This window comes from Streptomyces sp. NPDC047869 (assembly GCF_040704065.1).
Taxonomy (GTDB): Bacteria; Actinomycetota; Actinomycetes; order Streptomycetales; family Streptomycetaceae; genus Streptomyces.
The window spans coordinates 23331-41270 of sequence record NZ_JBEYRK010000031.1; the positions used below are offsets into that span (position 1 = coordinate 23331).

The window sequence follows — 17940 nt, forward strand, 5'->3', positions numbered from 1 at the left end:
CGTGAAGACCCGCGGTGGGCGCCGGGGGTTGCAGGCGACCTCGCCGCGATCATCCGCCGGTAGGGCACACTGGACGTTTGGCCGTGCCGAAGGGAAGTGCGTAGGTGAACGGACCGCTTATCGTCCAGTCGGACAAAACCCTGCTCCTGGAAGTCGACCACGAGCGGGCCGACGAGTGCCGTCGGGCCATCGCGCCCTTCGCCGAGCTGGAGCGGGCCCCCGAGCACATCCACACCTACCGGGTCACCCCGCTCGGCCTGTGGAACGCGCGGGCCGCGGGGCACGACGCCGAGCAGGTCGTGGACGCGCTGGTGCAGTACAGCCGCTACCCGGTGCCGCACGCGCTGCTCGTGGACATCGCCGAGACGATGGACCGGTACGGCCGCCTCACCCTCTCCAAGCACCCCGCGCACGGACTCGTGCTCACCACCACCGACCGGCCGGTGCTGGAGGAGGTGCTGAAGTCCAAGCGGATCATCCCGCTCGTCGGCGCCCGCATCGACCCGGACAGCGTCATCGTGCACCCCTCCGAGCGCGGGCAGATCAAGCAGACGCTGCTGAAGCTGGGCTGGCCGGCCGAGGACCTCGCCGGGTACGTGGACGGCGAGGCGCATCCGATCGAGCTGCGGGAGGACACCTGGGCGCTGCGCCCGTACCAGAAGCAGGCCGTGGAGAACTTCTGGCACGGCGGCAGCGGTGTGGTCGTGCTGCCCTGCGGCGCCGGGAAGACCCTGGTCGGCGCCGGGTCGATGGCGCAGGCGAAGTCCACCACGCTGATCCTGGTCACCAACACCGTCTCGGCCCGGCAGTGGAAGCACGAGCTGGTGAAGCGGACCTCGCTGACCGAGGACGAGATCGGCGAGTACAGCGGGACCAGGAAGGAGATCCGCCCGGTCACCATCGCCACCTACCAGGTGCTGACGACCCGGCGGAAGGGCGTCTACCCGCACCTGGAGCTCTTCGACTCCCGGGACTGGGGACTCATCGTCTACGACGAGGTGCACCTGCTGCCCGCCCCCGTCTTCAAGTTCACCGCCGATCTCCAGGCGCGGCGGCGGCTGGGGCTCACCGCGACCCTGGTGCGCGAGGACGGCCGCGAGTCGGACGTCTTCTCGCTCATCGGGCCCAAGCGGTTCGACGCGCCTTGGAAGGAGATCGAGGCGCAGGGCTACATCGCGCCGGCCGACTGCGTCGAGGTCCGCGTCAACCTGACCGACTCCGAGCGGCTGGCGTACGCGACCGCCGAGACGGAGGAGAAGTACCGCTTCTGCGCCACCACCGCGACCAAGCGGAAGGTCACGGAGGCCATCGTGCGCCGGTTCGCCGGGCAGCAGATCCTCGTCATCGGCCAGTACATCGACCAGCTCGACGAGCTGGGCGAGCATCTGGACGCCCCGGTCATCAAGGGCGAGACCTCCAACGCCCAGCGCGAGAAGCTCTTCGACGCCTTCCGTGAGGGCGAGATCAGCGTGCTGGTCGTCTCCAAGGTCGCCAACTTCTCCATCGACCTGCCCGAGGCCACGGTCGCCATCCAGGTGTCCGGCACCTTCGGCTCCCGCCAGGAGGAGGCCCAGCGCCTCGGCCGCGTCCTGCGTCCCAAGGCCGACGGCCACCAGGCCCACTTCTACTCGGTCGTCGCCCGCGACACCCTCGACCAGGACTTCGCCGCCCACCGCCAGCGGTTCCTGGCGGAACAGGGCTACTCCTACCGGATCGTGGACGCCGACGAGATCCTGGCCGAGGGCACCGGCTGAGCGACGGTGAGCGCGGCGCCCGCCAGTAGCGCGAGCGTCAGCAGCGGGTAGGGCGAGGCCAGGGGCTGCTGCCACCAGGGCAGGCGCAGGTCGCCGTAGCCCTGGTGGGGGACCAGCCAGAACGTGCGGGCGGTGAAGACGGCCGCCGTCGCTGCCGCGAGCCGCGGGCGGCCGTCGGCCAGCAGCACCGCCAGCAGCGGCACGCACCACACCCAGTGGTGGGACCAGCTGATCGGGGAGACCAGCAGGGCCGTGAACGCGGTCAGCAGGATGCCGTGGCGGTCCTGCGAGGCGCGGGCCGCCAGGTACAGGCCGGCCAGCCCCACGGCCGCCGCCGTGAGGATCCAGCAGATCCCCGGCGCCGGGTCGTGCAGCGCGCGGGCGGTCAGCCCCTGCAGGGACTGGTTGTCCACGATCCACACCTTGCCCACCCGGCCGGTCTCGTACAGCCGCCGTGTCCAGTACTCGGCGCTCGCGGCGGGGAGCAGCAGCGTGCCGAGCAGGACGGTGGCGGTGAAGGCCGCCGTCGCCGTGGCCGCCTCACGGGTGCGGCCCCTCAGCAGCAGGTAGGCGATGAAGATCGCCGGGGTGAGTTTGACGCCGGTCGCCAGGCCGAGGGCCAGGCCCTTTCCCCGGGCGCCCGGGGGGCGGGTCAGGTCCCACAGGACCAGGCAGGTGACGGCGAGGTTGATCTGGCCGAAGAGGAGCGTCTGGAAGACCGGTTCGAGCCAGAGGGCCAGGGCGGTGGCCGTGCACAGGAGGGGCGGGGGCAGGGGCGGCCGGTGTGTGGAGGCCGGCGTCAGGGGGCCGGGCGGAGGCAGGGACGGGTGTGGTGAGGGGGAGCGGTGTGGTGGTGGGGAACGGTGTGGTGGCGGGTGGGACGCGAGCCGGGCGGAGAGGGAGACGAGCCCGGCGAGCAGGAGCGCGTTGCCCGCGAGGAACGCCGCCTTCAGGACCGGTACCGGAATCCAGCCCGCCGGGATGAGCAGGACCGCCGCGAAGGGCGGATAGGTCGCCGGGAGCCGCCAGGGGGTGGCCGTGAAGCCGTACAGGTCGCCGCCGTGGAGGGCGGCGACACCCTCGGCCCGGTAGACCAGCAGATCGGCCATCGGGGCGTGTCGCAGCAGGCACAGGGCGGTGAAGGAGCAGAGGGAGACCGCCAGGAGAAGCGGGGGTAGCAACGAGGGGAGACGAGGTGGCAGGGCAGGGAGGAGGAGCTTCACCGTCCGTTTCCGCACGGAAGTGACCCTATGTCGTCATTTGCGGCGAACGCCCGCCTCCTCGCCGTACTCACCGAGGATCACGACCTCGAACGCGGCCTCCACGAACACCTTGACGGCACGCAGGGCGTTGCCCAGAGGGTGGTGATGGGGGCCGTCCATGGCCGTGGCACCGGACGGGGGCCGGACGGGGGCCGGAGAGATGGTCGCTGCGCTCATGTCTCCATGGTGGAACTTCGAGCGCGTGTCCGGAATCGGTCTCCGGGTCCAATTCCCGGGGACCGCGCATAGACCTCCAGGTGGAGCGCTCCCCTACACGGGACTGCCCCCGCCCCCTAGGGCCTGCCCGGCGCGGAATGCGCGGGAGACGAAATCCATTGGCCCCATCGCCCCGGTCTCACTTAAAATCTCCGCTCTTGCCCGCCTCCCTCTCGGAGTGCCGCCGCCCGGCCGGAAACCGGACGGCAACGTCGCCGGCCCGAAACCGACGGCATTCGTCGTAGCCACGCAGCAGGCCCATCCGGAGGCACCCCCTTGTCCACGCCCGCCCACGAACAGCTCGACGGCCCACCCGGCGACCCGCTGGCCCGAGAGCGCTCCCACCTGGCCTCGTCCCGGTCGGCCCTGCGCGCCATGCGCGAGGACGTCGAGGCGCTGGACATCAGCGACGTCAGCGCGAACTGGGTCAACGCCGCGGTGCTCGCCCGCCAGATCGACGAGCGCATCAAGGCGCTGGCCGACCTCAGTGGCACCCCCCTGTTCTTCGGCCGGCTCGACTATCTGCACGCCCCGGGGGCCGCGCGGGCGGAGGGCGCGGAGGGCGAGCAGTTCTACATCGGGCGGCGGCATGTGCACGACGCCGACGGCGATCCCATGGTCATCGACTGGCGTGCCCCGGTCTCGCAGCCGTTCTACCGCGCGTCCAAGAAGGCCCCGATGGACATCGGGCTGCGCCGCCGCTTCGGCTACACCGGCGGCGATCTCACGGCGTACGAGGACGAGCACCTGTCCGACCCGGCCGAGGCGGCCACCACCAGCAAACTGCTCCAGCAGGAGATCGAGCGGCCGCGCGTCGGCCCGATGCGCGACATCGTGGCCACCATCCAGCCCGAGCAGGACGAGATCGTCCGCAGCGGGCTCGGCGGGACCGTCTGTGTGCAGGGCGGCCCCGGCACCGGGAAGACGGCCGTCGGCCTGCACCGGGTCGCCTATCTCCTCTACGCGCACCGGGAGCGGCTCGCGCGCACCGGCACGCTGGTCATCGGACCGAACCGGTCCTTCCTGCACTACATCGAGCAGGTCCTGCCGGCGCTCGGCGAGCTGACCGTGCAGCAGGCGACGGTCGACGACCTGGTCGCGCAGGTGGAGGTGCGCGGCACGGACGACGCGGCCGCCGCCGTGGTCAAGGGCGACGCCCGGCTGGCCAAGGTGCTGCGCCGGGCCCTGTACTCCCATGTGAGCATGCCCACCGAGCCGGTCGTGGTGGTGCGCGGCTCGCGGCGCTGGCGGGTCCCGGCGTACGAACTGGAGGAGCTGGTCCGCGAGTTGCTGGACCGGGACATCCGCTACGGCGCCGCACGCGAGGCCCTGCCGCAGCGGATCGCGCACGCGGTGCTGGTGCAGATGGAGCGCGCCGGGGAGGCGCCGGACGATCGGGTGCAGGACGCGGTCGCCCGCAACAGCGCGGTCAAGGCCGCCGTGAAGGCGGTCTGGCCGGCCGTGGAGCCGGCGAAGCTCGTCCTGCGGCTGCTGAGCGACGCCGATTTCCTCGCCGAGCACGCCGAGGGGATCCTGGACGAGGACGAGCAGAAGACGATCCTGTGGGCCAAGCCGGTGCGCAGCGTGAAGTCGGCGAAGTGGTCGGCGGCGGACGCGGTGCTGATCGACGAGGCGACCGACCTGATCCAGCGCACGCACTCGCTGGGCCATGTCGTCCTGGACGAGGCGCAGGACCTGTCGCCCATGCAGTACCGGGCCGTCGGGCGCCGCTGCACCACGGGCAGCGCGACCGTCCTCGGCGACCTGGCGCAGGGCACCACCCCGTGGGCGACCCGGAGCTGGGACGAGGCGCTGGCCCATCTCGGCAAGCGTGAGGGGGTCATCGAGGAGCTGACGGCCGGCTTCCGTGTCCCCACGGACGTCATCACATACGCCTCCCGGCTGCTCCCGCACATCGCTCCGGGCCTCACCCCGGTCGCCTCGGTCCGGGAGAACCCGGGCTTCTTCGAGGTCCGCACCGTCGCCGAACCGGCCGAAGTAGTCAGCGCCTGCGAGGAGTTGCTGCGGCACGAGGGCTCGACGGGCCTGATCGCCGCGGACGCCCGCATCCCGGTTCTCGCCGAGGCACTGGCCGCGGCGGGGATCGCCCATCTCGCCCCGGGTGAGGAGACCACCCGCGAGACCCGGCTCACCCTGGTACCGGCCTCGCTCGCCAAGGGCCTGGAGTACGACTACGTCGTCCTCGACGAACCGCAGGCGGTGGTGGACGGCGAACCGGACGAGCGCACCGGCCTGCGCCGGCTGTACGTGGCCCTGACCCGTGCGGTGTCCGGCCTGACCGTGACCCACACCGCCCCGCTGCCCGGGCAGCTCGCCGACTAGGCTCCTGTGACGTCCCGCTCCGTCACGTCCCCCCGGAAGGCGCCCAGTTGAGCACCCCACCGCCGTCGCAGCCCGCCCACCAGCAGGCACCGGGGCCCTACGCACCGGGGCCCTACGCGCCGGGGCCATACGCGCCGGGGCCGGGGCCGTACGGGCAGCCTTCCGGGCCGTACGCGCAGCCTCAGCCGGCGGCGCCCGGGCCGTATCAGCAGGCGCCGGGGCCGTACCCGCAGACGCCCGGACCGTACCCCCCGGCGCCCGGTCCGTACCCGGGCGGAGGGCCGGCGGGCGGGCCGGTGGCGGGGTGCCAGATGTGCGGGGCGGCTCCCGCGGCGCCGGTGACGGTCCGCGGCCACCAGGGCATGCTGGTGATCATGCGGTTCCTGCGCCGCCAGGGCGTGTTCTGCCACACCTGCGCGCTGGCCGTCTTCCGGGACATGCAGGCGGACACCCTGGTCATGGGCTGGTGGGGCCCGCTGTCGGTGTTCATCACGCCGTTCACCCTGCTGGCCAACCTCGGCGCCCTGTCCGGCATCCGGCGGATCCCGGCACCGGTCACTCCCGGTTGGCGCCCACCGCTGGACCCGGGCCGGCCGGTGTTCCGACGTCCGGCCGGCATCCTCGCCCTCGTCCCGCTCGCCGTGCTGGGCCTGCTGGTCCTCGCCGTCACGGCCCTCGTCGTCATCGGCCTCGTGGCAGGGCCGGACGACAGCGGCAGCGACGACGGCACGGGCACCGGGAGCGCCGGCGTGACCCTGAAGGCCGATTCGTGCGCGCGCAACGACGCCTCCTGGCCGGCGCAGGAGCTGAAGCCCGTGGACTGCGGCTCCCCGGACGCCCAGTACCGCGTCATCGACCCGAAGACCGGCTCCTGCGCGTCCGGGGACTACGCCGCCTACGCGCAGTACAGCGACGACGGCACGTCCTTCTGCCTGCGCCCCTTGAAGGGCCAGGCTCCTTAGGGCCTGTCCGAGCGGGCCAGGGCCACGTCCTCGTCGAGCACGGACCGCCACTGCTCGACCGCCGCCGCCGAGACGGGTCCGAGCCAGCCGCCGGGGCGGGCCGCCCCGCCGATGTGGAACGCCTCGATCCCGGCGGCGCGGAGCCGCGGCACATGGTCGAGGCGCAGTCCGCCGCCCACCATGATCTGCTGCTCGTAGCCGGGCTTGCCACCGAGCGCCGCCTCGGACACCAGCGTCGGCAGCCCCTCGTCCACGCCGGCCGCGGCTCCGGCCGTCAGATACGTGTCCAGGCCGGGCAGGCCGGCGATCCGGCGGCGCAGGGTGTCGCGGTCGGCGGTGCGGTCGATCGCCCGGTGGAAGGTCCAGCGGCAGCCGTCCAGCGCGGCCACCAGCCGTTCCACGGCGGCCAGGTCCACCCCGCCCGCCGCGTCGAGGAACCCGAGCACGAACTGGTCGGCGCCCGCGTCCCGCATCTCGTGCGCGACCCGGACCAGCCGGTTCACGTCACCGGCCGCGAAGCCGTCCGCCAGCCGCAGCATCACGCGCAGGTCGATGTCGACGGCGGCCCGGATCCCGGCGACGGTGGCGGCCGGCGGGGTGAGTCCGTCGGCCGCCATCTCAGTGACCAGTTCCAGGCGGTCCGCGCCTCCCGCCTGGGCGGCGACCGCGTCCTCGATGTCGAGGGCGATCACCTCCAGGACTGCACGCTTGCTCATGGCACCCCATTCATCGGCGGTATGCGTCGGCGGTTCATCGACGGCTACAGGTCTAGTCCAATCCAAGACTACGCCGATCCGGGTACGCCCTTCAGCCGAAGATGTTCAGCTCCCCCTCCCGCACCCCGGCCAGCTCGTACGCCGCGCCGGACACCGGCCGCCCGGAGTACAGCCGTACGAGGGTGGGCGCGTCGCCGATGTACCGGGCCGGCGGGCCGTCCCCGGCCACGGCGCCCAGCCGCAGCGGCTCGTCCAGGTCGTCGAGGTCGGCGTGCAGCGACAGGTGCTCCTTCTCACGCGTGACGTGGGCCAGCAGCGCCAGCGCGTCCGGCAGCCCCGCGCCCGCGTACGCCCCGGGCTCGCCCAGGACCTCCCGTACGTCCCCGGCGTGCACCCACTCCCCGAGGGCGAGCACGTCCAGCGCCCCGCCGGCCTTGGCGATCACCGGGCCCGCCTCGGTCATCCCGCGCTCCAGCTCGTCCACGACCTGGGCGTTCGTCCACCGGGCGCGCTCGGCGATGTCCCGGTCGTTGGACTCGGGCGAGAACACTCCCTTCTCGAACCGGCTCTCCACCACCCGTGTCAACGCGGCGGAACAGTGCGCCAGCACGTCCCGCACCGTCCATCCCGGACAGGCGAGGGTCGGCAACGCGAAGTCCGCGTCCGTCCGCGCCCGCAACAGTGGTACCAGCACGTCCCTCTCGGCGCTCAGCAGCCGGCCGGGCAGCTCGGGGTCCCGTACGTCGTGCACATCCGCAGGAGTCGTCATACCTGTCACGCTAGGGGGCCGACCGGCGCACGTCACGGAACAATGGGGGTATGGCCGACCTCGACGCCCTGCGTGCCCGATTCGCCCGCGCCCTGGAAGGGGCCCGCGGCCCCGGCGGCGGCCCCGATCCCGCCCCGTACGCCGACAACCTCCTGGGCCGCTGGCAGGAGCCGCAGCGCCACTACCACACGCTGACCCACCTCAGGGCGGTCCTGGACCACATCGACACGCTCGAGAAGTACGCGGCCGACCCGGACGCGGTACGTCTGGCCGCCTGGTTCCACGACGCGGTCTACCTGCCCGACCGCTCCGAGAACGAGGAACGCTCCGCGGCCCTGGCGGAACGCGCCCTGCCCGAGGCGGGGGTGCCGACACCGAGGACGGCCGAGGTCGCCCGCCTGGTCCGCCTCACCGTCACCCACGCCCCCGCGGACGACGACCCCGACGGCCAGGTCCTCTGCGACGCGGACCTGGCGATCCTCGCCTCATCCCCTTCGGCGTACGCCCACTACACGGCCGAGGTCCGCGAGGAGTACCACTTCATCCCCAACGAGGCCTTCCGCGAGGGCCGCGCCGCCATCCTGCGCCAACTCCTGGATCTGCCGCGCCTGTTCCACACCCCGCACGGCCGGGAGCACTGGGAACGCACGGCTCGGTACAACCTGGCGGGCGAACTGGAACTGCTGTCGGGCTGAGGAGCTTCGCCGAGCATCCGGAAATACTGTCGCCCCCAGCAGAGCACCCCCCTAGGGTTCGCCCCATGCGACCTATAAACGGGGACGACGTGATGAAGGCCGTCCAGGGGTGTCTGGCGGTGCTGGGGCCCGTGGCGGGGCGGGACTGGGAGGGGGTGCGGGCGGCCGGGCTGGAGTGGAGCTGCCGGGAGACCGTGGAGCACGTCGCAGGTGATCTGATCGCCTACGCGGGGCAGTTGGCCGGACGGCCGCGGGACGCCTATGTCCCGTTCGACATCAGGCTCGACGAGGGCACCGACAACGCCGGGCTGCTGGAGGTCGTGCGGACGACCGGTGTGCTGCTCGCCGCCGCCGTGCGGACCACCCCTCCGCACGTCCGCGCCTTCCACCCCTACCCGTTCCGCAGCGCCGACCGTGAGGGCTTCACCGCGATGGGTGTCGCCGAGGTGGTGCTGCACACGCATGACGTCACCCGGGCACTCGGCGTCGAGTACGCGCCGCAGGAGGGTCTCGCCGAGGCCGTGCTCGGCTGGCTCTTCCCGCATGTGCAGCCCGGCACCGCGGCCTGGCCGACCCTGCTCTGGGCGACCGGCCGGGGTGAACTGCCAGGGCGGGCGCCGGTCACCGAGTGGCGCTGGCGGAACAACCTCGTCATCCCGGCCGAGCGGCTCGATCTGGTCGGGCTGCGGCCGGCCGTCGCACGGGATCTCCGGCTGGGCGGCGACGGCGGCCTGGACTGGATCGAGGGCGGGCCCTACGAGGGCACGCGGGAGGCCGCCGGCTTCCTGGTCAAGGCGTACGAAGGCGGCGTGCACCGCCCGGAGTTCGGAGTCTTCGCCCTCGTACGGAAGGAGGACGGCCGCGCGGTCGGCGGCATCGGCTTCCACAGCGCGCCGGACGAGGACGGCCGGGTGGAGATCGGCTACGACCTGGCGGAGGGTGCCCGCGGGCAGGGCTACGCCACCGAGGCCGTGCGCACGCTGGCGGACTGGGCGCTGGCCCGGGACGACGTCGGTTCCCTGTTCGCGACCGTCGAGCGGGAGAACACCGCCTCCCAGGCCGTACTGGCCCGGGCCGGCTTCACCCGGGTGAGCGAGGAGGACGGCAGCGGCGCGGAGCTGGCCTACGAGCTGCGGCGCTGAGCGAGCCCCTTGGGCCGGCGCAGTCCGGAGGCACGCAGCAGCCGCACCACCTCGCGGCTGCTGACCTGCACCGCCCCGGCGGCCACCGCGTCCGTGTACCGGTGCGACGGAAGGTCGTAGTGGTCGCGCTCGAAGGCCCGCCGGGGCACGCCCAACCCGGCCGCGAACACGTGCAGTTCGTCATAGGAGACGTCACTGACGAGGTGCGACCACATGCGGCCGTGACCGGGCCAGGCAGGCGGGTCGATGTAGACGGTCACGGGCGCCTCACGAGGACTGCGTCCCGCCCATGGCCCGTCCCAGCGACCCCACCGAGGCGACCTGGACGCCCGCCTTGTGGCACACCCAGTGCGGGTCGGGGCCCAGTTCCGGCTCCACGTCCAGGGCGTGCGGGTCGCCCGAGCCGCACACCGGGCACAACGGCCAGCGGCCGTAGCGCTCGAGCAGCGCGTCCTGGACGTCCTGCGCGACCAGCCCGGGCAGGAAGGGCACGCCGTCCGGCCACTGCTCGACCCACCAGCGCCGTTCGGCGACGGAGTCCTCCACCAGTGAGACCACGTCGGCCTCGGCGACCCCGCCCGCGACCAGGTCGGCCAGGACCAGCGCGCGGGCGGCGTGCAGCGCCTGCTCGAGCGGTGTGAATGACTCCATGGTCCCATTGTGCGCACTCTTGACCGCGGGACCGAAACGAAAATATCTTTCATTGGTGACCCAGGACGTGAAGGAAATTTTCGGCAGTCCGGGCGGCTCCCTCGCCGCGAAGGTGCGCACCCTCGCCCCCTCCATGACCCGTTCCATGCAGCGCGTCGCCGAGGCCGTCGCGGGCGACCCGGCCGGCTGCGCCGCCCTCACGGTCACCGGCCTCGCCGAACTGACCGGCACCAGCGAGGCGACGGTCGTGCGCACCGCCCGCCTGCTCGGCTATCCCGGCTACCGCGATCTGCGCCTCGCCCTCGCCGGCCTGGCCGCTCAGCAGCAGTCGGGCCGCGCGCCCGCGATCACGACGGACATCGCGGTGGACGACCCCATCGCGGACGTCGTGACCAAGCTCGCCTACGAGGAGCAGCAGACCCTCGCCGACACCGCCGCGGGACTGGACACCGCGCAGCTCGGCGCGGCCGTCGCCGCGCTCGCGGGCGCCCGCCGCACCGATGTGTACGGCGTCGGTGCCTCCGGTCTGGTCGCCCAGGACCTCACCCAGAAGCTGCTGCGGATAGGGCTCATAGCCCACGCGCACAGCGATCCGCATCTCGCCGTGACCAACGCGGTGCAGCTGCGTTCGGGTGATGTGGCGATCGCCATCACCCACTCGGGTTCCACCGGCGACGTCATCGAGCCGCTCCGGGTCGCGTTCGACCGCGGGGCGACCACCGTCGCCATCACCGGCAGGCCCGACTCGCCGGTGACGCAGTACGCCGACCACGTGCTGACGACGTCCACGTCACGGGAGACGGAGCTGCGGCCCGCCGCGATGTCCTCCCGGACGAGTCAGCTGCTGGTGGTGGACTGCCTGTTCGTCGGGGTGGCGCAGCGGACGTACGAGAGTGCGGCGCCCGCGCTGGCCGCGTCCTACGAGGCGCTGGCGCACCGGCACCGCTCCACCCCCAGGTGAGTGCAAGCACGCGAATCGGAGAGAGCCACCCCCCATGACCTCCCATGACCTGCGCAACGAGCTGGAGTCCCTCACCACCGAAGCCTTCCGGCCGGAACTCGCGGAGATCGACCGGCTGCCCACCCTCGACATCGCCCGCCTCATGAACGGTGAGGACGCGGGCGTGCCCGCCGCCGTCGCCGCGCGGCTGCCGCAGATCGCCGCCGCCATCGACGCCGTGGCCGAGCGCATGGCCCGCGGCGGGCGTCTGGTCTACGCGGGCGCCGGCACCGCCGGGCGGCTCGGCGTCCTCGACGCCTCCGAGTGCCCGCCCACCTTCAACACCGAGCCCGGTCAGGTCGCCGGCCTGATCGCGGGCGGCCCCGAGGCGATGGTCACCTCGGTCGAGGGCGCCGAGGACTCCGCGGAACTGGCCCGCGCGGACCTGGACGCGCTGAAGATCCGGCCCGAGGACACGGTGGTCGGCGTCTCCGCCTCCGGCCGCACCCCGTACGCCGTGGGCGCCGTCGAGCACGCCCGCGCGGTCGGCGCCCTGACGGTCGGCCTGTCCTGCAACGAGCACAGCGCGCTCGCGGCCGCCGCCGAGCACGGCATCGAAGTCGTCGTGGGGCCCGAACTGCTCACCGGTTCCACCCGGTTGAAGGCCGGCACGGCGCAGAAGCTGGTGCTCAACATGCTGTCGACGATCACGATGATCCGGCTGGGGAAGACGTACGGGAACCTGATGGTCGACGTCCGCGCCTCCAACGCCAAGCTGCGGGCCCGTTCCCGCCGCATCGTGTCCCTGGCCACCGGGGCCCCCGACGAGGAGATCGAGCGGGCGCTGACCGAGGCGGGGGGCGAGGTGAAGAACGCGATCCTGATCGTCCTCGCCGGCGTCGACGGCCGCACGGCCGCCCGCCTGCTGGAGGAGTCCGGCGGCCACCTGCGTGCCGCACTCTCCGTCACGGCCGACTGAGGCTCGCGCTACGCGTCCGCAACGCGCTCCCCCGCGCTGGAGCCCGCGGTACCGGCGCCCGCCTCGGCGGGCCGTCGCGGGGGAGGCGGGACCGGTCTCATCGACCGCTCGCCCGATTGACTGTAACTACCATTTGCATAAGCGGTGTTGAGCCGCGTTCCGGGCCACGGCTCTCGTCCGTCAACCATGCGAAAGTCAAGAACAAGCCCCGCTGGCCGAAAGTTGACGCAAAGATCATTTAAACAGTACGTTCCCGCAGTTCCACCCGGAAGTGATCATGCACAGCGTGGCGCCGGGCGGAAGACTGGGGAACCCGTATGTCGGGCATATCTATCAAGCGTGTCTCCACCGTGGCCGGCCTGGCCGCCGCCGCCGTTCTCGCGTCGGCGCCGGGCGCCTGGGCCAACTGGTCCAGCCACATCACCTCCTGGACGGACGGCAACACCTCCCGCACCTGGGCCGACGAGAGCTACAGCCAGATCCAGTTCACCGGGTGCACGGCCCAGTACGCCACCACCAAGCAGGTGGTCGTCCAGCTGTGGGACTACGACGCGCTGTCGTCCAACGACTACTACGGGTCCAAGACCTACACCGCCTGCTTCAACGGCGGCACGAGCAACGGTGAGTGGACCGGGCTGCCCACCGAGCCGGACTTCTACTTCGAGACCTCCAAGATCGGCCAGGGCGGGAGCTGCTGCCTCCTGAACGTGAGCTCGGTCTACGTCGACACCACCAAGGCCGACAGCTGACCTTCGGTCCGAGGCGCGGCGTTGCCCCGTGGGGCACGCCGCGCCTCAGCCCGTCCCGAGCCCCGCGAGGAACCCCTTGAAACCGCTCGCCCGAATCCGGTCCAGCAGTGTGCTGTGGGCGTCGCCCGTCGTCTTGCTGCTCGTGCTCGCCTACTACTTCACGGACATCACGTCCGACCTGCGACTCGACCCGCTCGACTACGCGCCCACCGTCGTCGACGGGGTACTGCGCAACCTGGTACCCGTCGCCTACGCGGTCGCCGCGGCCCTGGGCGCCTGGGAGGCGCGCAAGCTCGGCAACGCGGACATCTGGCAGTGGGGCGCCGTGCGTTCCCGCTACGCCATCGCCGCGCACAGTCTCGTCCCAGTGGTCGCGCTGGCCTGGCTGGTCCTGATCCTGCCCGTCGTGTGCGGGCTGGTCCAGACCGGAACCCCGCTGAACATGGCGGGAACGGGCCTCCTGGTGCTCGCCATGGCGCTCTGCGCGGCCCATGCGGTGATCGGGTTCGGCTGGGGAACGGCGGTCCGGCACATCGCGGCGGTCCCGGTGATCGCGGTCCTCGACTTCCTGGCCCTCGGCTGGTCCACCGGACTCACGGTCCCCTGGCCCCGGCACCTCACCAGCCTCTACCCGGGCCGGCTGATGTTCGGCGAACTGCCCACCGCGCCGGCCCTCTTGGCGCCTCTCCTGGTCGGCCTCGGCGCCGCCGCGGCGGTGGCCCTGCTCTGGTCGGGCATACCCCGGCCGTGGCTGCGTGCCGCCCTCGCCGGGGCACTGGCGCTGTCCTGCTTCGGCGGCGGCTACGCCATCGTCAAGGACTGGAGCTACATCGGGCCGCGGAGCACGGGGCACGGATCGATGTCCTGCACGGGTGGCAGCCCTCGCATCTGCACCCCCTCGGCCTACGCCGCCGACCTCCCCGCCCTGCGCGAGGACGTCACGGGCACCCTGCGGACCCTCCGCAAGGCGGGCGTCGAGGCCCACCCCGCCACGCTGACGGACACCCTCGCCGCGGTGCGGTACCCGGAGCCGTCCACGACCACCGACTGGCACCTCCCGCTCGGCGCGAGCCAGGCGGCGGGCATGACGCCCTACCAGGTCGCCCGTGCGGCGGTGCGCTTCGAGTGTGCGCCGCCCGCGACGGAGCCCGCCCGCCTCGTGTACTACTGGGTGTCCATGAAGGTCGGCCAGGGCGACGTCTACCTGCGGCGTCTGTCCACCGAGCCCGACTTCACCGCGGGCAAGCGGGAGCTGCTGCGGGCCCGGGTGGGCAAGGTTCTCGGCATGGACGCCGCGGACCAGGCGGACTGGTTCCGGCGCACCGTCGCGTCCGCGTGCGGGAAGGCGTCATGACCTGGTGGTTCAAGGCACGGCGGGCGCACACCCATCTGCCGGCCGGACTCCTGCTGTTCGTCCTGCTGGCCGCCGTCGTCCAGGACGGCCCGGTCCACCTGCCGTCGATCTCACTGGGCACCTCGGAAGGGGTGCAGGCCATGGTCTTCGTACCGCTCGTACCGGCGGCGGTCCTGTTCAACTGCCTGGGATCACGGTTCGGCTCGGCGGAGGAGTCGGGGATCCGGCGGGTACGGCAGTACGACGCGCTGCTCGCGCTCGCGGTCGTCGCGCTCACCTCCCCGCTGGGCTCCGCCGTGGCGGCCGCGACCGGTTCCCGCGCCGCCGAGTCACTGGGCCGCAACACCGCTTTCCTGGTGGGACTCACCCTGCTGTGCGGCGCCCTGTTCGGCAGCTCCGCGGTGCTCATGCCGGCGGTGTGGCCCCTGGTGGTGGTCATGTTCGGTCTGCGCCGCCCGAACGATCCGTACCCGTGGACCGTGCTGCTCGAACCGGCCCACACCTGGTACGCCACCACCGGCGCCGCGCTGATGCTCGCCACCGGCATCGGCGCCCATCTCTTCTTCGCTCGGAGGTCCGCATGACCGTCGTAATGGAATCCTGCAGCTACGGCTACGGGCGCCGCCGGCGTCCCGTGCTCTCGGACTTCGGCTACCGGCTGCCGGACGGACTGACGATCCTGCTCGGGCCCAACGGCGCCGGAAAGTCGACCCTGCTGAAGCTCGCCGCCGGGGTCACCTCCCCCCGGAAGGGGACGGTGACGCTCGACGGCGTCTCCGCGCGGTCCAAGGAGTACCGCCGCGCGGTGGCCTGGATGCCGCAGACCATCACCCCGCTGCCCTCCCTCACCGTGCGGGAGTACGTCGCCTATGCGGGGTGGCTGAAGGGAATGAACCGGCGCGCCGCCTGGGACGAGGCGCCCCGGGCACTGGCCCGCGTCGAGATGGGCAGGAAGGCGAGGGAGAGGACGGACCGGCTCTCCGGAGGGCAGCTGCGCCGGGTCGGCGTGGCCTGCGCCCTCGTGCACGAGGCGCGCGTACTGCTCCTGGACGAGCCGACGGCCGGCATGGACCCGCGCCAGCGCCGCGTCTTCCGGGACCTGCTGGCGAGCCTGAAGCAGGACGTCAGGGTTCTGATGTCCACCCACGACGTGGCCGATCTCGCCGAGGAGGCGGACCACGTGTCGATCCTGGCGTCCGGGAGGCTGGTGCTCAGCGGCACGACCGCCGAGTTCCTGGCCCACACCCCCGCGGGAACGGCCGAGGGCAGAAGCGCGGAAGGTGCCTACACGGCGCTGCTCCAGTCGCACTGACGAACGCCCGCGAGGCCGGCCCGGGCGGACCGCGCACCGCACCACCTCCCGGAGCCCGGCCTCGCGACCCGGACTCCGGGGCTCCGGGACCTCTTCGCGGTCCCGCCGCCACCCGTGGCGCGCTACCGTCGAACTGCCGGCCCGGCCGGCATCGACCCTGGCCCCGGAGAAGCCGAAGGACTGCGCGGACCGATATGAACCACGCCCAGCTCACCGCCCTCGGGCGTGCCCTCAGGGTGCTCGGGGAGCACGGGGACGCCCTCTCCGCCGACACCCCGGACGCCCGGCTGCACGAGGTCAAGGCCGATCTGCGGCGCGCCCTCGACCTGCTGGACGAGACCGTGGGAGCGGGGGCGCCCAGCACCCGGTGTCCCGAGCATCCGCACGGGCCCGTCGACAAGAGCGCGCCCGATCTGTGTCTGCTCTGCGAGACCCGCAGAAGGGCCGCCCGGCGCTCGGAGTACCAGAGCGGGGGCCGGGCCCAGGCCGGGGAGGCGCCCGCCGGCGCGCCCTCGCGCTACGGCGTCCGCGCCGACCGTCCCCAGCCCCAGCAGCGGTGGCTGCCGGAGGCGTGGAACGGGCGGGAGTGGCAGCTGTGCGGGACGCCCCGGCGGGACCGGCGGGAGGCCGAGGCGTATCTCGCCGCCCAGCGGCGCGGGTCCCGGCCGGCGATGGCGTACCGGCTGGTGCACGAGTTCACCGACTACGAGGTGCTGCGGGTGTGGGGGACGCCCGTCCAGGTCGACATCGAGCCGATGGGCAACCTCTAGGCGCCCCCCGGCACACCTCAGCTGAGGGTCTGCAGCGCCGCCGCGTCGTACGGCTTCAGCTCGTCGAAGCGGTCGCCGAGCACCTTGGCCGCCCACTCGGGGTCCTGGAGCAGGGCGCGGCCGACGGCGACCATGTCGAACTCCTCGGCCTCCAGGCGGTCCAGCAGGTTGTCGATGCTCTTGACCGGGGAGCCCTCGCCCTGGAACGCGTTGATGAAGTCGCCGTCGAGGCCGACCGAGCCGACGCTGATGACGGGCTTGCCGGTGAGCTTCTTCGTCCAGCCGGCGAGGTTCAGGTCGGAGCCCTCGAACTCGGGGAGCCAGTAGCGGCGGGTGGAGGCGTGGAAGACGTCGACACCGGCGGCGGCCAGCGGGGCGAGGATCGCCTCCAGCTCCTCGGGGGTCTCGGCGAGACGGGCGTCGTAGGCCTCCTGCTTCCACTGCGAGAAGCGGAAGATGACCGGGAAGTCCGGGGACACCGCGGCGCGGACGGCGGCCACGATCTGCGCGGCGAAGGTGGTGCGGGCGACCGGGTCGCCGCCGTAGGCGTCGGTGCGGCGGTTGGTGCCCTCCCACAGGAACTGGTCGAGCAGGTAGCCGTGGGCGCCGTGGATCTCCACACCGTCGAAGCCGATGCGCTCGGCGTCGGCCGCGGCCTGGGCGAAGGCGGCGATGACGGCGTCGATGTCGTCCTGGGTCATCGGGGTGGCGTCCTCGGTGCCGTCCACGCGCAGCCCGGAGGGGCCGTGGGAGGGGGCGTCCGGGTGGGGGTTCTGGCCCTGCTTGCGGACCGTGCCGATGTGCCAGAGCTGGGGCACGATGGTGCCGCCCGCCTGGTGCACCGCCTCGACGACCTTCGCCCAGCCGGCCAGCTGCTCCTCGCCGTGGAACCGGGGCACACGGCTGCTGCCGCCGGCCGACTCGTGGCCGACGTAGGTGCCCTCGGTGACGATCAGGCCGACACCGGCGGCGGCGCGCCGGGCGTAGTAGGACACCACGTCGTCGCCGGGGATGCCGCCCGGGGAGAACATCCGGGTCATCGGCGCCATCACGATGCGGTTGGGGACGGTGAGGCCGCCCAGGGTGATCGGGCGGGAGAGGATCTGGGCCGCGCGGGAGGCGGGGGGCGGCGTGACGGTCACGTGTGGGCTCCTCGGGGACGACTCGGTAGACCGATTGGTATGTGCGCACGCATTGTTGCAGCTCCTTAAGGAACCTCCCAGAGGCTGTCGCGCATTCCACACACGGCCGGGTGCCACTGTGATCCCGGACACGCCCGAGGGCGGCATCCCCTGCCATGGCAGGGGATGCCGCCCTCGGAAAGGA

Annotated in this window: 19 protein-coding genes; 12 read left to right on the plus strand and 7 right to left on the minus strand. The window is 72.6% G+C overall.

What is annotated here, in order from left to right; translation table 11 throughout:
• The first annotated feature begins 104 nt into the window (after positions 1-104).
• Entirely contained in the window at positions 105-1754 is a 1650-nt protein-coding gene (locus AB0924_RS30410; RefSeq protein WP_366913081.1) for a DNA repair helicase XPB, read from the plus strand.
• On the opposite strand, the gene AB0924_RS30415 is transcribed toward AB0924_RS30410, so the two are convergent.
• Entirely contained in the window at positions 1706-2863 is a 1158-nt protein-coding gene (locus AB0924_RS30415; RefSeq protein ID WP_366913118.1) for a glycosyltransferase 87 family protein, read from the minus strand. The two genes, AB0924_RS30410 and AB0924_RS30415, sit on opposite strands and share 49 nt — an antisense overlap.
• A gap of 147 nt (positions 2864-3010) precedes the next feature.
• Positions 3011-3193 (minus strand): hypothetical protein, encoded by a 183-nt coding sequence (locus tag AB0924_RS30420; protein ID WP_358930747.1) that lies wholly within the window; start codon positions 3191-3193, stop codon positions 3011-3013.
• A 315-nt stretch (positions 3194-3508) separates the two neighbouring features.
• On the opposite strand from AB0924_RS30420, the gene AB0924_RS30425 reads away from it, so the two are divergent.
• Entirely contained in the window at positions 3509-5575 is a 2067-nt protein-coding gene (locus AB0924_RS30425; RefSeq protein WP_366913082.1) for a UvrD-helicase domain-containing protein, read from the plus strand.
• A gap of 311 nt (positions 5576-5886) precedes the next feature.
• Entirely contained in the window at positions 5887-6537 is a 651-nt protein-coding gene (locus tag AB0924_RS30430; protein WP_366913083.1) for a hypothetical protein, read from the plus strand.
• Here AB0924_RS30430 and AB0924_RS30435 read toward each other — a convergent pair.
• Entirely contained in the window at positions 6534-7253 is a 720-nt protein-coding gene (locus AB0924_RS30435; protein WP_366913084.1) for a copper homeostasis protein CutC, read from the minus strand. The genes AB0924_RS30430 and AB0924_RS30435 overlap by 4 nt on opposite strands.
• A 91-nt stretch (positions 7254-7344) precedes the next feature.
• Positions 7345-8022: a maleylpyruvate isomerase family mycothiol-dependent enzyme gene (locus AB0924_RS30440; RefSeq protein ID WP_366913085.1), complete on the minus strand. Its 678-nt coding sequence runs from the start codon at positions 8020-8022 to the stop codon at positions 7345-7347.
• 50 nt (positions 8023-8072) lie between these two features.
• Here AB0924_RS30440 and AB0924_RS30445 point away from each other — a divergent pair, with 50 nt between their 5' ends.
• Positions 8073-8717 carry a hypothetical protein gene (locus AB0924_RS30445; protein WP_366913086.1) on the plus strand — a complete coding sequence of 215 codons (645 nt, stop codon included), beginning with the start codon at positions 8073-8075 and terminating at the stop codon, positions 8715-8717.
• 65 nt (positions 8718-8782) lie between these two features.
• A complete protein-coding gene (locus tag AB0924_RS30450; protein ID WP_358930735.1) occupies positions 8783-9859 on the plus strand; it encodes a GNAT family N-acetyltransferase in 1077 nt (358 codons plus the stop codon).
• Here the strand turns inward: AB0924_RS30450 and AB0924_RS30455 are convergent.
• Positions 9841-10119 carry a DUF4031 domain-containing protein gene (locus AB0924_RS30455; protein ID WP_359548666.1) on the minus strand — a complete coding sequence of 93 codons (279 nt, stop codon included), beginning with the start codon at positions 10117-10119 and terminating at the stop codon, positions 9841-9843. The two genes, AB0924_RS30450 and AB0924_RS30455, sit on opposite strands and share 19 nt — an antisense overlap.
• 7 nt (positions 10120-10126) lie before the next feature.
• Positions 10127-10510, minus strand: a complete 384-nt coding sequence (locus tag AB0924_RS30460) for a hypothetical protein (RefSeq protein WP_358930731.1) — start codon at positions 10508-10510, stop codon at positions 10127-10129.
• A gap of 55 nt (positions 10511-10565) precedes the next feature.
• On the opposite strand from AB0924_RS30460, the gene AB0924_RS30465 reads away from it, so the two are divergent.
• From AB0924_RS30465 to AB0924_RS30495, 7 genes are all read left to right on the plus strand, one after another.
• Positions 10566-11471, plus strand: a complete 906-nt coding sequence (locus tag AB0924_RS30465) for a MurR/RpiR family transcriptional regulator (protein ID WP_366913088.1) — start codon at positions 10566-10568, stop codon at positions 11469-11471.
• A 34-nt stretch (positions 11472-11505) separates the two neighbouring features.
• On the plus strand, positions 11506-12429 hold the full coding sequence (murQ, locus tag AB0924_RS30470; protein ID WP_366913089.1) for an N-acetylmuramic acid 6-phosphate etherase: 924 nt from the start codon (positions 11506-11508) through the stop codon (positions 12427-12429).
• Between the two features lie 317 nt (positions 12430-12746).
• Positions 12747-13178, plus strand: a complete 432-nt coding sequence (locus tag AB0924_RS30475) for a hypothetical protein (protein ID WP_358930725.1) — start codon at positions 12747-12749, stop codon at positions 13176-13178.
• A gap of 76 nt (positions 13179-13254) precedes the next feature.
• A complete protein-coding gene (locus AB0924_RS30480) occupies positions 13255-14532 on the plus strand; it encodes a hypothetical protein (RefSeq protein WP_358930723.1) in 1278 nt (425 codons plus the stop codon).
• Positions 14529-15116, plus strand: coding sequence for a hypothetical protein (locus tag AB0924_RS30485; RefSeq protein ID WP_358930721.1), 588 nt, complete (start codon positions 14529-14531; stop codon positions 15114-15116). The genes AB0924_RS30480 and AB0924_RS30485 overlap by 4 nt, the downstream gene beginning before the upstream one ends.
• Positions 15113-15844, plus strand: a complete 732-nt coding sequence (locus AB0924_RS30490) for an ATP-binding cassette domain-containing protein (RefSeq protein WP_366913090.1) — start codon at positions 15113-15115, stop codon at positions 15842-15844. The genes AB0924_RS30485 and AB0924_RS30490 overlap by 4 nt, the downstream gene beginning before the upstream one ends.
• Before the next feature lie 194 nt (positions 15845-16038).
• Complete coding sequence (locus AB0924_RS30495) at positions 16039-16614, plus strand: hypothetical protein (protein ID WP_358930717.1); 576 nt, start codon at positions 16039-16041, stop codon at positions 16612-16614.
• Positions 16615-16631: 17 nt separating this feature from the next.
• Here the strand turns inward: AB0924_RS30495 and AB0924_RS30500 are convergent, their stop codons facing one another.
• Positions 16632-17756, minus strand: a complete 1125-nt coding sequence (locus AB0924_RS30500) for an NADH:flavin oxidoreductase (RefSeq protein ID WP_366913092.1) — start codon at positions 17754-17756, stop codon at positions 16632-16634.
• Positions 17757-17940 lie beyond the last annotated feature (184 nt).